This is a genomic window from Bradyrhizobium sp. Pha-3 (assembly GCF_042258615.1).
In the GTDB taxonomy this organism is placed as follows: domain Bacteria; phylum Pseudomonadota; class Alphaproteobacteria; order Rhizobiales; family Xanthobacteraceae; genus Bradyrhizobium.
Genome location: NZ_CP170152.1, coordinates 1,022,716 through 1,036,611, shown reverse-complemented (window position 1 = coordinate 1,036,611; position 13,896 = coordinate 1,022,716). Strand labels below are relative to the sequence as shown.

At 57.9% G+C, this 13,896-nt stretch carries 10 protein-coding genes; 6 read left to right on the top strand and 4 right to left on the bottom strand.

What is annotated here, in order from left to right; all coding sequences use genetic code 11:
* The 6 genes from ACE10Z_RS04825 (at nt 1) to ACE10Z_RS04800 (ending at nt 7,587) form a co-directional block, all read left to right on the top strand.
* Entirely contained in the window at nt 1-435 is a 435-nt protein-coding gene (locus ACE10Z_RS04825; RefSeq protein WP_375786911.1) for a hypothetical protein, read from the top strand.
* Nucleotides 436-572: 137 nt separating this feature from the next.
* Nucleotides 573-1,685 (top strand): hypothetical protein, encoded by a 1,113-nt coding sequence (locus tag ACE10Z_RS04820; RefSeq protein ID WP_375786910.1) that lies wholly within the window; start codon nt 573-575, stop codon nt 1,683-1,685.
* A complete protein-coding gene (locus ACE10Z_RS04815; RefSeq protein WP_375786909.1) occupies nt 1,682-2,887 on the top strand; it encodes a trypsin-like serine protease in 1,206 nt (401 codons plus the stop codon). Before ACE10Z_RS04820 ends, ACE10Z_RS04815 begins: the two co-directional genes overlap by 4 nt.
* 486 nt (nt 2,888-3,373) lie before the next feature.
* A complete protein-coding gene (locus ACE10Z_RS04810) occupies nt 3,374-4,366 on the top strand; it encodes a caspase domain-containing protein (RefSeq protein WP_375790107.1) in 993 nt (330 codons plus the stop codon).
* Nucleotides 4,367-4,457: 91 nt separating this feature from the next.
* On the top strand, nt 4,458-6,449 hold the full coding sequence (locus tag ACE10Z_RS04805; protein ID WP_375790124.1) for a hypothetical protein: 1,992 nt from the start codon (nt 4,458-4,460) through the stop codon (nt 6,447-6,449).
* An 895-nt stretch (nt 6,450-7,344) separates the two neighbouring features.
* Nucleotides 7,345-7,587, top strand: a complete 243-nt coding sequence (locus ACE10Z_RS04800) for a hypothetical protein (protein ID WP_375786908.1) — start codon at nt 7,345-7,347, stop codon at nt 7,585-7,587.
* A 181-nt stretch (nt 7,588-7,768) separates the two neighbouring features.
* Here the strand turns inward: ACE10Z_RS04800 and ACE10Z_RS04795 are convergent, their stop codons facing one another.
* The 4 genes from ACE10Z_RS04795 to hxsB all read right to left on the bottom strand — a co-directional run bounded on the left by ACE10Z_RS04795 (nt 7,769) and on the right by hxsB (nt 13,895).
* Nucleotides 7,769-8,269 (bottom strand): NAD(+)--rifampin ADP-ribosyltransferase, encoded by a 501-nt coding sequence (locus ACE10Z_RS04795; protein WP_375786907.1) that lies wholly within the window; start codon nt 8,267-8,269, stop codon nt 7,769-7,771.
* Between the two features lie 493 nt (nt 8,270-8,762).
* Nucleotides 8,763-9,617, bottom strand: a complete 855-nt coding sequence (locus tag ACE10Z_RS04790; protein ID WP_375786906.1) for a hypothetical protein — start codon at nt 9,615-9,617, stop codon at nt 8,763-8,765.
* Between the two features lie 1,624 nt (nt 9,618-11,241).
* Nucleotides 11,242-12,450 carry a His-Xaa-Ser system radical SAM maturase HxsC gene (hxsC, locus tag ACE10Z_RS04785; RefSeq protein WP_375786905.1) on the bottom strand — a complete coding sequence of 403 codons (1,209 nt, stop codon included), beginning with the start codon at nt 12,448-12,450 and terminating at the stop codon, nt 11,242-11,244.
* Nucleotides 12,447-13,895, bottom strand: coding sequence for a His-Xaa-Ser system radical SAM maturase HxsB (gene hxsB / locus ACE10Z_RS04780; protein WP_375786904.1), 1,449 nt, complete (start codon nt 13,893-13,895; stop codon nt 12,447-12,449). The genes hxsC and hxsB overlap by 4 nt, the downstream gene beginning before the upstream one ends.
* Between the last annotated feature and the right edge of the window lies 1 nt (nt 13,896).

The following is a 13,896-nucleotide window of genomic DNA, read 5'->3' as shown; positions in this document are numbered from 1 at the left end:
ATGCGGTGGTCGAGCACTAATTATCGTTATGCCCTGGAGTTGCTGGCAGCAACGACGGCGCTGATCTGGATCGGCGCGTGCGGGCCGGCAACGCCCGCAACGCCTTCGGCGCCCGCGAAGGCCGCGGAAATATGCTCGGGTGCGACCGGCTCTCACGTCATGTTCCTGATGTTCCTCAACGCGCCTCCGCGCATCCCAAGTCCCGATTGGGTTTTGCAATCCACGACGACGATGGATTTCGAGACGTGCGAAGCCTGCGCCGCGGCGGCCCAATCGGTAGCCAATTCGATCATACGCACGCCGACAATCAATCTTGTGGGCTGGTGTTTCGCAAAGGAGCCGGCCAATGCGAGCAGCTTCTTGCGGTCGCAGAAGGCGGGTCCGGGAGTCGCCGTTCCCTTGACGCCTCCGCTGAATCTGCGACCGCAGCGATGACTCGCATCTGGGGCTCAACTTCACCGAGTTGAGGCATCTAAGGTTATGGCACGTCGTCCCGGCTCGCTAGGGAATATCCCAGTTTCGTCCGCCCAAAAGACGCGTTTGACTAGAAGCGGGAAGTGGGGAGGCTGAGTATGTTCTCGACATCGAAGATGCTTAGGTTGGCGGCATTCGTGATCATCGCGTCGCCGTCGCTCGCTCGGGCGGACGACGCTGAGATGGCGATGAATTCGCCGGATCGGTTCAACTGGTCTGTATTCGTCAAAGTCAACGCAGCGGCCGCTGACGGGAAGAATCGCGTTTGGGAGACGTGGGCTGACAATCCCACGACATTCCCTAGCCAACCCTCCCGGGCCATCAAACCGAAGTTTCCCGTTCAGGCGCCGCCACGGACGCTTGAGGTCGTGAATCAGCAGGCGCTTCGTGCTGCAATCTTGGGTCGGAACCGTTTGAGGATTTCGCGGGACGGGTCAGAGGAAGTGCGGCGCAACCAGACATCGTTCGACTTCATCGTAAATAGCAATCTCTACTATCGCGAAGGCATCACCGATGCGGTGAAGGCTCAAAAGCAGCTTTCCTTCCCTCCCGAGGCGATCGAACTCAAGGCGGTCTGGAAACCTCTTGACGGCGCACCGGCATCGCAAAAGGCCCGCTACTACGTCAATAAGACGGCGGATGGCCGGGAATTCGGGCTCGTCGGACTCCATATCATGACGAAGGCCCTTCCCAACTGGACCTGGGCGACGTTCGAGCAAACCGACAATCCCGGCCGCTGCGACATTATCGGCTGTCACGACGCCTTTGGGGCCGCGGCCGATACCAAATCGAACGATCAGCCGAACAAGGGATATCCCGAGTGCAAGCATACGGCGGCGCTCGACAAGTTGTTCGCTGATGCGGGCCTGAACGAAGGCTTCTGGGGCTTCTATTGCCTCAAGGGATCGCAGGTAGACTTCGCTGACCAGAGCGCGTGGGGAACGAGATTGGGCAACTCGGCGATCGAATCGGGCTTCGTCGACACCTCTTCCTGCATGTCTTGCCACTCCCGTTCGGCTTTGAACGGTACGGTCAAGGCGAAGTTCTCGGGTGGATTCAACTCCGACGGCAGCGGACCCATCGGCTTTCCTGAAGCGAGTACCTTCTTCAACGTGCGGCCTCCCGTCGATTTCAAGGCCCCGCGCCCCACCTACCAGTTCCTTCCTATGGATTTCGTGTGGTCGTTCACGAAAGCAAAGAGCGCCCCATGACGAATCCCAGACTTGTCCGGCGCATCTACTTCACGGCGATCACGCTGGTTCTGTCTGCGTTCGTCGCATCCCCGACGCACGCGCAATCCTTCGACTTCAAATCGATCAAGACTCTGAATCCGGTCGAACTAGAAAAATCGAACATCATCATCGACCGCATAGGACCGGCGGGAATTGTAAAGCGGCTTGACGTGGAAAAGGTCCTGCCCGAGGTCAATGTCTCGAAGAAGATTGCCGAAGCCAAGGACCAACCGGTTGCGAAGGTGCTGCGCGATCTCGTGACATCGTCTTCGAAGACCGGCTTCAAGACCTCGCTGAACAATGCGCTTGGCATCGACCTGAATACGATCAGCACCGATGTCCAAACGGAACTGTTCGGGACCACCCCGACGATCGAAGCTTCCACCGAATTCCAGAAGAACGTCGCCTCTCTCGTAGAAAAGCAGTCGGGAGAACCAGGCTTCCTGCGGATCTGGAGAGGACAGAAGGTTGTCAAGCCCGACGTCTATCCCGACGTCGTGCTCATTTCCGGTAACGAGGGCATCTGCACCGGAACTCTCATCGACACCCAGCATGTAGTCACCGCGGCACATTGTTTCTGCGAAGGAGTCAGCCGTGAAGTTGCCGTGGGTACCAGCCTATTGGACGTCACGGCCCGGTCTGACGTCGATCCTGACAAGTCCAGAAGCCACATCGATTGCGACAAGATGAAACCAGACAACGTCGCGCAGAACGTAGGCCAGGGTGACATTGCGCTCCTTACCCTGAAGACGCCGCTTCAGAGCGTTGCGGTGAGACGGATCGCCACCGAACCCGTAGTGCGGGCCGCAGCTTCGGTGAGGGCCGTCGGCTTCGGCAAGACCGAGGGTGATTCCGCCGGAACCAAGTTCGTCGTCGATATCGTGATCGGTTCCTACGACTGCAGAGGTGCCGCGGTGAGTGGCGCGGGAAAGTACGGTTGTACGCCCGATACCGAAATGATCGCCGCAGGACTGAATCGTGACACCTGCAGCGGCGACAGCGGCGGACCCGTCTACATCCTCGGCCAGGACATCAACCTCTATCTGGCCGCCGTTACTTCGCGCTCGGTCGATCCGAGCGGAGCATGCGGCAAGGGCGGCATCTATGCGAAGCTGACCGTGCCGCAGGTGAAGCAGTGGCTGATCGATGGGGGCGTTGCCGCGACGGCTTTTGCGCAGTGACCGAGTAAGGAGTTGCAGACATGCTGAACTCGCCTTCCGGCCAACGCGAGCTGTCAACTCGCGGAGCCTCTGGAAGAGAAAATTCACCGGGCCATCCTCACCCGACCTAATAGGCTGATTGCGACCTGCATCCGCAATATGATCGAACGCGAGGCGCGCAGCGTAGCCTGGGAGTTCGAACCCGCGCTCCGGCGACTGACGGCCAACCCGGCGCCCCGGTCCGCACCGTGGCTCAGCGCGACGGGCGCGAGGTAGCACGACGGTTCGGGGCGGTTCCGCAGTCCACTTCGATGCTCCCTGCGCTTACCCCTCAAAACGAACCTCCCCATTTCCGGCCGCGGTCTTGGTGACCTAGGGCAAACCCTCGGTACGAATATCGGCAAAGTTGATATCCTGCAGTCCCGTCGGCGCGCTAGCAGGGCGACCGCGTCAGCTTGATCGTGGTAAACGACGGCGTTTCTAGCTCGCTGTGAGGCGCGGATGACCATTCGTAAGGCGCTCGTCGTTGGGATCGACCACTACACGTTCATTACGCCCCTAACGGGGGCTGTGAATGACGCCTATTCCGTCAAGGAAAAGCTCGCGAAAAATGCGGACGAGTCGCAAAATTTCGAAGTTTGCCTGAAAACCGGTACCAGTCCGGCCAATGCCATAGAGCGACAGGAGCTACGAGACCTGATCGAACAACTCTTCGCCGGCAACCAAGGGATTGAGGTTGCGTTGCTCTACTTCGCCGGTCACGGACATCTTGAGGCGACTGGCGGTTATCTATGTGCAAGCGATTGCAAAACCGGACATGACGGCGTTCCCCTGGCCGAAATCATGACCATGGCCAACCTTTCCAAGGCCCAAAATAAGATCATCATGCTCGACAGCTGTCATAGCGGAATCGCCGGCAGCCATCCGGCGCTCCCGGCTATGGCCGAGATCACCGAGGGTGTAACGATCCTGACCGCATCGACCGCGGAGCAGTACGCCAGCGAGAAGAACGGGGCGGGCCTGTTCACCAGCCTTTTGGTCGATGCCCTCGGGGGCGAAGCCGCGAACCTGGTGGGCGAGATAACGCCCGGTGCGGTATACGCACATGTCGACCAGTCCTTGGGGTCGTGGACCAAGCAAAGGCCGGTTTTCAAAACCAACGTGAATCGGTTTGTCTCTCTCCGTAGAGTGCAGCCCTCGCTCGAACTAACTGAGCTCAGACGCATTATCGACTTCTTTCCGAGTCCCGGCAAAAAGTTTCAACTCGATCCTTCCTTCGAGCCGGAGCGACAGAAGCCAACGACGGGTGACGATCCTGCACTTCCTCCTCCCGATCTGGAGAAGAACAAGATCTTCGCGATCCTTCAAAAGTACAATCGTGTCGGCATGCTTGTACCGGACGCAAAGCACATGTGGCACGCCGCCATGGAGAGCAAGACCGTTCGACTGACAGCTCTCGGCGAGCACTATCGACGTCTCGTATCCAATGGAAGGATATGATCACTTAGGCTCTGAACGCATTCATTGCGGGTATCCAAAACCAGCGCCGTGACGCTGGATCGGCCAGGTGCCTTTCGATTAGGAGTCTCAAATGGAACTCGGATCTCTCGACGGCAGGCGGTGGATGAGTCTATCGAGCGATTCCTCGCCGATCGGCTCCGTGATCGAACTGGTGCCGGAAGTCGAACCTGCGCTCCGGCCGACCGACATGCTGACCATCTCTTCTGTTCGGAATACCCAGCCACAGGCGCTGGAAACGATCGCGGAAGGCCAAGGCTCGATGTGGGCTGCAACGATGCTGGACGGAACTTTCAATCAATCCATCAAGGCAGTCGGGACAAACTTGATCCGCCAAGAAGCCACCATTCGCGGCGACGCACTGCACGGCGACCTCGATATCGTGTGCTATATGGGCATTGCCGGATCTCGTCGCGTCGCGGCGACGTTCGAACACGTTGGTCAATTGGACCAGCATGAGAGACGGCGATGGAAGGAGCTGTTGAAGTCCCTGGCCGACGCCCTTGCGACCAAGCCGTTTCCGGCTCCTCCAAAGAGGAGCACACCTGTAGATCAGGCGCTATTTCCTCGGCTCACGACCTGGGCGGAGCCGGCGACCGCCGGGACGGCCGAGATGCTTCGCAACAGTCTTAGAGCGGCTCGAAGGTCCGCCGACGCCTTGCAGATGTGCGGGAGCATCATCCCTGTCCTTTGGATAATGACGGAACGCGCAGCGGTGACCGCAGCTCCAGCGGCCGACGTGCAAGAGGAACTTGTGCGCGCAGCAGAGCATGCGAGCTTGTTGGGAATGCGCGCTCAGCAGCATCCATTGTTCGAACTCTCCATTGGTCCGCTGGCGCGGTTCCTCGTCGATGATCGTCTTAACCGATTGGAGCAGATCGACCGGGGCGTTCGGCTTTCCAAATACGCGTGCGAAAAAAGCGGAGACCTCTTCTTTGAGCAGGCTGCCCTTTCGCATATTCTCGGGCTAGCTAGGAGCGCCGCGCTCCGCGGTCGTGACGACGTCATCGAATCGGCCCAGTGGCTCATCGAGCGCCTTCAAAAACATCCCGCGATGGTCTCGCGCATCGGAATGCGTCTGATCAACAAGCCACCTTCGGACAGCGTCAATAACGCAACCTACGGCCTCGAGATGTTGAACAGGGTCGATCTGGTATCATACTTGTTCGACACCATGGATCCACTTCCAAAGGATACCTCCGAACTTGTGAACCGAGGCGGAGAAGAACTGCCATTTAGTACGACTCAGCTGCCGTCGGAAATTCCCTCGGGGCCGGATGTGGGCAAACACCGGCTATTTCCTGAGAACGGCGCACCTCTCATATGGCTAATGGGCCATGTGGACCGCGCATCCGATTTGGCGCAACGCAATATTCTGGGCTTCGAATTACTCTCGACTCCAGAACGGCGTACTGCACGGAAGTCCTACGGATTGTATCTCAGGTCATTTCGACAAACCCGCCGCCAACGCATTCCGAATCATTTTGTGCCCGACGGCTTGAGGATCATACCCTATCCCCACGAACCCGAAACTCTAACTCTTGAGGCCACCCTCCATCGGAGTTTCGCGGTCGCCGTCACCGTTTTTGGCATTGCCGGTCCTCATGAAGCCATGGGAATGGGCAGGATGCAATTTGGGAACGTATCGTCTCGTAGCGGGCGACAGACCGACTGGCGTGATCACGTCAGTCAGTTCTTGAAGGAGGTTCAGTTTGTCGTCTACGTCCCCGACGACACCGAGAGCATGCTTTGGGAGGCGTCCGAGATAGATAGGTCCGGTATGGCAAACCACTGCATCTTTATCATGCTGCCCGAACAATTGGACGAGAGATCTCCATCGACGTGGGGCACGCTCCGTAATCAGAGCGTCCCATTTTGCGCATTGTTACCGGATTTCGATCCCGAAGGCGGCTTTGTCTGCCTTGAAGGCGGAGCCGCGCGGACCATACCCTTTTCCTCAGTATACGACGGGAGACTGTCGGATCTGGCGCTTTCTGTCGCTAAGCCGATCGATATCACTGAGCCGATCGAGCCCATCAAGATGATCGATGTCACTCCCAAGTAGCCGCGGGCGACGGTGTCGCACTCAGACCACTCCGGCCGCTCCACGCTCAACGACACCTTGGCAAAGCTTGGGATTATCTCCTGATTACCTATTCCGATAATCTCCGGACGTCGGCGCCGACCGTGCGTTTCTACTTTCGGAGAGTGGATTCCAGGCTGGAGCTATCGCCGCCTGCCAGCACTCCAACCTTTCGCTATCGAGCCTGGCCGAACTCTCCGAATCCGCCAAACAACACATTGCGCAGTTCAAGCTACAAGCACTACTCGCAATCAAATCGACTGCGGAGGAGCGCCTTCGAGGCCAACTATACGATGCCGAAGGTGAGCACCCCGGAATCATGGCCGCTGACTGGGCGGAGCTTACGGATTTACTCGGCGCCTGTTTCGATGCTGGCCTTGCGATTGAGAAGGCCCTTACCGGCAGGTTTCCCGCCAGGAGTTCCGGCATGTTGAACATAACGACGCGTTCTACGACGACGCCGAGAGCCTTATCGTCCGCATCGAGGCGGAATTTAGGGAAATCGACCTGCGCACGCGCAAACTTGAGCAGAATGCCGATAGAACGCGGCCACAAATAATCGTCCCGCGCCGACACTTTCGTTCTCGAAGTCAGAAATCTTCTCGAACTCGTGGGCACGACGTCAGCCGGCGGTTTGTCCGATTTGTACGCCACGGCACCCAGGAGTTAGCGGCGACAACAGAAAGCGTTTTGTTTGGCACCACGGGCGATATGGATCAACGCATCTCGGGCGATTGGGCTTTGCGCAGATGGCGTCGAAACACGGCAGCAGGAACTTCGTCGGCTGCCACGAAAGCAGCGCCTTCCCGGTAGCCCGCATCGCCACCAAGGTCGCTCCGTGGAAATGCCATCTCCCTCAGGGAGGCTTGATCCGATTGTGGCGGAGTTCATCGAAGCACATGCAGGAACCATGGTTGATAATGGCAACAACAAGCGGCGCCGGCTCGTCGAGTTCAAGGACGGTTGCCGCTATGGCAAATTCGGAAAGACTAAGGCTTATGAGCTGATCGCCGACGAGAGGATCCGAGCCTACAAGATGGGGGGCAAGACCATGATCGACCTCGACAGCGTGGATGAATATCACGCTTCGCTGCCGAGGGTCGAAACGAGAGCAAGCTAGGCCGCCGGTTTGCAGAGTGAAGCGGCGGACGCGCCATCGCTTAGGCTGTCGAGGCGGTCAGACCGATGCTGCATTAAGGCACGCGTTCGTCCGAACAGGCCGCACCGTTACCGACAATTCCAGGTCAGTTCCGGTAACAGCCGTCGCGGTTCTCTCGCGACGATCGCTGCAAGCTGCCCGATCACAGAAGTAGCTTTTTTCTTGCGGCCAAGAGCATTTCTGGCGGAATCTTGTGGACGTTGACGATGCGTGCTTTCTCACACTGGAAAGCGGTCCCTGGCGCATCAGGATCATCTTCGACCACGCCCTCAACTTCGACTTCATAAATTCGCGGATATTCGTGGTGAGCTGCCCAAATTGCCGCTTGGTCGAATAGCTTTACCATGTAGATGCGATCGTCCCGACGAATATCTGGCGAAACATTGCCATTTTGCGGTACGCAGGTGACCGACGGCGGCAAAATATACTCGCCTATTTGTAGGCCGAAGTCTCCGCCATGGAAGTAGCGTTGTGGTCTCTTGCGAGGAAGCAGACCCTTGGCGGCGAGACGCCTTCTTTTCCATTTCCCCAATCTTTCGTTCATGGCTTCCCCGAACTTCTTCTTGCTCGGTACGAAACATACAGCACTGACGAGAGCGCCGGCTACGGGACGTTGAAGATTGCCTTGGCTTTGCACCGTCACGCAAAGCGCTCAGAATTACTTAGAGACCACCTCCGGACGGTGACGGCTGACCGATATGCGAAAGTCGGCGGCGCGCGATCAGCTTTTTCGGCATCGGTCTCTCGCGCCAAGCGCAAATCGAGTCGCCCGCGAAGTCGTCCCGCACGCACGAGGTAAGTGTCTCTCTCGGCACCGTGGGGAACGATGGATGGGAGCACGTATTACAAGTCTCCCTTGACCTCGCGGTATTATGCTAGGTCGACCCCGCCGAGATTCCGAGTGGTGCCGGGTTCGATTCCGGTCAGGGCCCGGAGTGGCATAGAGCGAGCCTGATGCTAGGGAGCTGCTAGTTTATTTTTTGCCAGGTCGTGGCGTGCGTCAGCTTGCTGGTATTTCTGCTGGTATCTGCAGCAACAGAGGAAAAAGTGTTCTTTGAATTCAATTGGTTAGAGTACTAGGCAACTGTCGGCCAGGGGCACCAGCTTCCTTTTCATGCTTTGATCTCCCTACCTTTTTACGCTGTTTTGTCCCGCTGGGACTCAACCGTCCCGGATAGCGGGACAATTCCGTTCATCTTTAGTGCCGCGGCGATGCGAGTGCCTGCCTCGTGTGCAAGCCGTTTCTGATTGGCGCCGCGGGTATACGTCGAGACCTGCCGACGGCTCCTCCAAGCGAATCTTTTAATTTGATCTCTGTCTAAATCGTCGAGAGCAACAATCTTAAATATTGGCTCGACGGGCCGTTCGGTTCGAGTGGCTGAGAGTTTCTGTTCTGCATCGACCGAATCTTCGGCAGGATCCTCATCCACTATTTTAGAAATAGTTTGCGTGGACGCCCTGAACGGAAATTGGCTTTCACAGAGCTGCGCGTCGCTCTTGGCTCTCCAGGCGTGCGTGCGACCGGTAATAATAACGTGGGCTCTCTGGACCGCAACTTTCACCCGCGTACCAAGCTTGCGAACAGCCGAAGCGAAATCCAGGGGTGATTTGAGTCGTGCCTCGTCAATTGAATCTAGGAACAGCCAGCCCTCGTCTCCCGACTTCAGCCAAGTCTCGAACTCTTCAATCGAGCCCGCCTCGAAAGCGTCGTCAAAGTTACTTGCTACGTGTTCCAGACGAAGAAAGAACGCAGCCTTGCCTTCTGCGCGCAACCGCTTTGCGGCCTGACGAATTTCCTCGGTTTTGCCAGAGCCCGCTTCTGACAGGATGACCGTTCGATAGTCCTTGAGGATGTCGCTCCAAGTCAGATTACCTCGCACGTGAAACGTTTCCGCGATACCATGCTCGTCGCTGTCGCGCTCCTGCCTTGATAGCTCATGGAATGTCCGCTCAAGTTGGACGAACTCAAAGTCGTCAGCCTCTCTCCCCATGTTGCGCTTTCCTCAAACGACGATTACGTTTTCGAGCACCGTTTTCTTGCATCTTACCGTCACGTACTGCGGGAGTACGGACGTTGCCTCTGCTTTCGCAATTTGGCTGAAGTTGCCGTAGGGCACTTGCCCGAACAGACGGAGCTCATACTGCTCTCTTGCATTTCGCTCCACACAGAACGGATGATATGGTCTTGGCGAATGACGATCTAACCCATCGTGAATACGCGTGCCGGTGAAAGGATTGAGCTCCCGACGTTTGGTTTTTTGAAGCCGGTGCAAGACGCGGCACGGATCACAACGCTCCTCTGTATATCGCGTATTTCAGGTTCGAGCCGCTGCCGGGCGCCCGAAATGCTCTAGGTGACTAACGGTGCTGATTTTGATCAGATTCTGCCAGAAAGACTATCCAGTTCGTGACTGTTAGGGATTTCAGTCGAGCCCGATGGCCGCGCAAAACTGAAGGCTGCCGTCGTAGTGCGCATTTAGACGGCCGCGCTTTCGCCGACAGAAGGGATTTTGGTCTAATTTAACGGGGGATTTGAAAGGTTCGCGCGCATGCGTTGGAAGTCCTATCAGTGCGCGAAATCGACTGCCGCGCACCGCACCATACAGAATGTCGATCCGCCAGGTCCTTCAATTTGATCTCAGGGATGTTTCTCGGTTTTTGAGGCACGATCTTCAGCAGCGATTGCTTCCTTCTCGCACATGTACGCACCGCGCTTCGTGGCGCCGTAGCTCCTCGTTCCCGCGAAGTGATAGACCTTAGACGGGAGGTTCACCCAAACGACCGTGTCGGACGGGCATCGCGCTTTTGCGGAAGCTTCGTCAGCAAACTGCCCCGCCTCAAGCGTTGGGCTATCGCTGCGGCCGGGAGGCGGCTGCACCGGCGCTGGCACAGGTGCCGCAGTCGTCGTGGGGGCCGGCTTTTGTGGCGCGGGGGTTGGCACAGCCTGCGTCGCGGTTGGTGCGGACTGACGCGGCGGGAGTGCAGCAGGGGCTGCCTTGGGTTCGGGAGCGGTCGCGCTCGGCATAGTGCCGCCGGCCCTGCACTGCTCGACATAGGCCTTTTCGGTGACGCCACGGGCTTGCATGCCCGCCTTGTCAGCTCGCCATTCGGCGATGCACTCCTTAGCGGTCTTCTGGGAAGACGAGGTACTCGTCGACGGAGCCGCGGCGCGCGGAGGCGTTGCGGCGCTCGGCCCCGGCGAAGGGGCGGAAGCCGGTGCCGCCGCTCCTACCCTGCATTGTTCAACGTACGCTTTTTCGGTTACGCCCCGGGCTTGCATGCCGGCCTTGTCCGCGCGCCATTCAGCGGTGCACTCTTTTGCCGTTTTCGATCCGGTTGCTGTCGCTGACCTAGGTGCCGGAGGTTGAGCCGTCTCGGCCGGTTTCGGCGCCGGCGCGGCAGCGGATGGCTCCGCCCCTCCCCTGCACTGTTCAACGTATGCTTTCTCGGTTACGCCTCGAACTTGCATACCGACCTTGTCGGCTCGCCACTCCGCCGTGCATTCCTTCGCTGTCTTTGCGAAGGCTGGAGCTGCCGAGATGCTGCATACAACCGCAGCAACGAAAAGGAGACCATTCTCAACCTTCATATTCGTTCTCCTGATTCCGTGGCCTGCTAATTCGCGAAGCGGCTCAATTCTTTTCGTTCGGACGTGATCGCGCTCACACCGCGACTGAACCGCGGACGACCGGTCGTGAAAAAGCCGCTGCAGGTGTTCTTTGAATCACACCTATCACATTCCTCCACGAAGCCGTTTTTCCAGTCCGAGATCGACTGGAGCGCATTTGGCCACACGGATTTTGGAAGAACACATTTCGGAAGGTTGTAGACCGACACGTTTACTCCAGCGGCACTCAAGCGGTCGACGGCCCGGGCGAGCCCGTCGCTATAATCGACAGGATCCATCCAGAGCACGGCATCGTTTGCAATGGCAAAGCCCGTGTTTTCGAGGCCCATCAACGCGACGTGATCAACGAACGGCAGATTGCGGGCAAGCCACCGGCCCGTCTCCTCAATGATCGGCGCCGTCAACGCATGCAGCACGACACGGATTTCCACGCGTTGTCCCCGGTCCTTGAGCTTTAAGATGCCCAGGATTGTCTCATCGAACGCGCCCTTGGCCTGCACCACGTGATCATGGACATGATCGACCGAGGCATAGACCGGAATGGCCGCCATCAGATTTGGGTGGTCAATCCCTTTCCAGGCGTCGACGATGCGCGAGTCGGCGAAGGCTCGGCCGTTGGTCAGCACCTGGATGGCGGTCGTCGGCAGCCGATCGCGGCACTCCTTCAGCACGTCGATGAAGTCTTCCCAATCAGACAGGGTCTCGCCGCCGGTGAACGTCAGCGCGCGAGTTGCCGGATCGATGAGACGCAGGCTTTCTTTGATTTCGCCGAGGAGCCACCGGTCATCGACATCTTTCGGTGGCTGCGAGCACATCAGGCAATAATTGTTGCACCGTTCCGTGACCAGAAATGAGTTGTGCGCCGAATTGCGGCGATACAGCGTACGGAATTTCCGCGAAGCATGATCAAAGCCGATGACGTCGCTGTCCGCGAGATAGTCGTATTTCGGGGGCACCGTGATCAGCTGTCCGTTGAACGCGTCGGGTAAATCGATTACACCCTCGGAGACGACGAAGATCGACTGCCAGCCAGCTACGCGCGCACGCCGGACGTCATCTGGCGTTTTGGCGAGCGCGAAATCCGGCTCGTGACGTTCGCCGTCATAGTCGACCGACCGGAGCCGGAGGACTGATCGGACTTTGTCCGAGGAAAGTCCAGAGCTCTGCGAAGCCGTGCCATAGAGAGGAAGGGTCATGCGGCGGCCCACCGTCGCAGGATGGCGGCATCTTCCGGCGAGTTATCGAGAATATCCAGCAGCAAGCCCATGATGCCCTTCTGCCGGGCACAAAACGCGGACAGAGGCTTGATTCCGAGGACGTCACCCTGTGTCGCGTGATGATAGACGGGGTCCGCCCCGCAGTGGCTCTCATACACACAGGTCGAGCATTCGGGCGCGCACTGCGTCAGTGACGACGAAATCGCGCCGATCAACTTATCTGACAGGATGAGCGAATTGTAGCTGTCGTGTTCGACGTGACCGAGCCGAAACGCGTCGTCACCGGTCTCGGCCAGCATCCTGCCTTCATCCGACGCGAAAACGCTGCCGTCATAGTTGTAGACCAGCGCGCCAAGACCGGCACCGGCGGGGCTGCGCAAATCAACGTAGCCGATGGGTCGGTCCGAGAGCATCCGTGTGAGAAGCAGGGCCGCGTAGAACTCCCGGAACGGGGTACCCTGTCGGTTGATTTCTAAAATCCGGCGCAATCCGCGCTCATAGAACGCAAGCCACTTTTGCGCATCGTACTTGGCGAACTGCTTCGTTTTGATTGCAAATCCGAACGGAGAAAGCGGGCGCAGGAAGATGCCATCCAGCCCCAATTGGAGATATTCGTCGATGATCTCATCGACGCGGTCGAGGCTCGCCTCCGTAGTAGTCATCAAAGCCCCGACCCGGTCGGGACCTAGAATCTCCCTGGCTCGCCGGATTCCAGCAACAGCTAGTTCATGACTGTTGGCACCAGGCCGAGGACGGTTCTTGTTGTGTAGATCGGCCGGACCGTCGAGGGAAGTCGAGAGCAGGACGTTGTTCTCTTTGCAAAATTCGAGAACGGTGTCGTCCAACAAGGCCAAGTTTGAGGCGATGACGAAGTCGAGCTTTTTGCCGGACCGTTGCTTCGCAGCGGCAACAATCTTCTTGATCAACGGAAAATTGAGAAGCGGCTCCCCACCCTGAAACTCAATCTTGATCCGTGTCGTTGAGCTAGCGAACGCTATGTCGAGTGCAAGCATCGCGGTTTGTTCGCTCATGTCGAAGCGTGAGCGGTCCGTACTTTGACGCGAGACCTGACAATAAGGGCAAGCGTGTTCACACCGCAGCGTCACGACGAAAATATGAAGCGGGGTCGTCTGCTGCAGGAACGACATGCGGCTTCTCAGCCGAGCCGCCAAAAGCTGTCTTTGCGCCTTCTGGTTGGTTCCAGTGACCAAATGGGCGGCATAAGCCTTTTCGTAAAGGCCGTCGCCGGCCCGAACCTGAAGATCGACGAGCCTATTCAATTCATCCTCAGAGAGTCGGATAAAATCGCCAACCATATTGGCTACGAGATACTGATTTGCTCCGGCGCGCTCAAAATTGAACGGCAACAGCGAAAGATCTTCGCTCGTCGGGCTGAAGCTCTCAGGAGGTAAAAACCGCGCCATG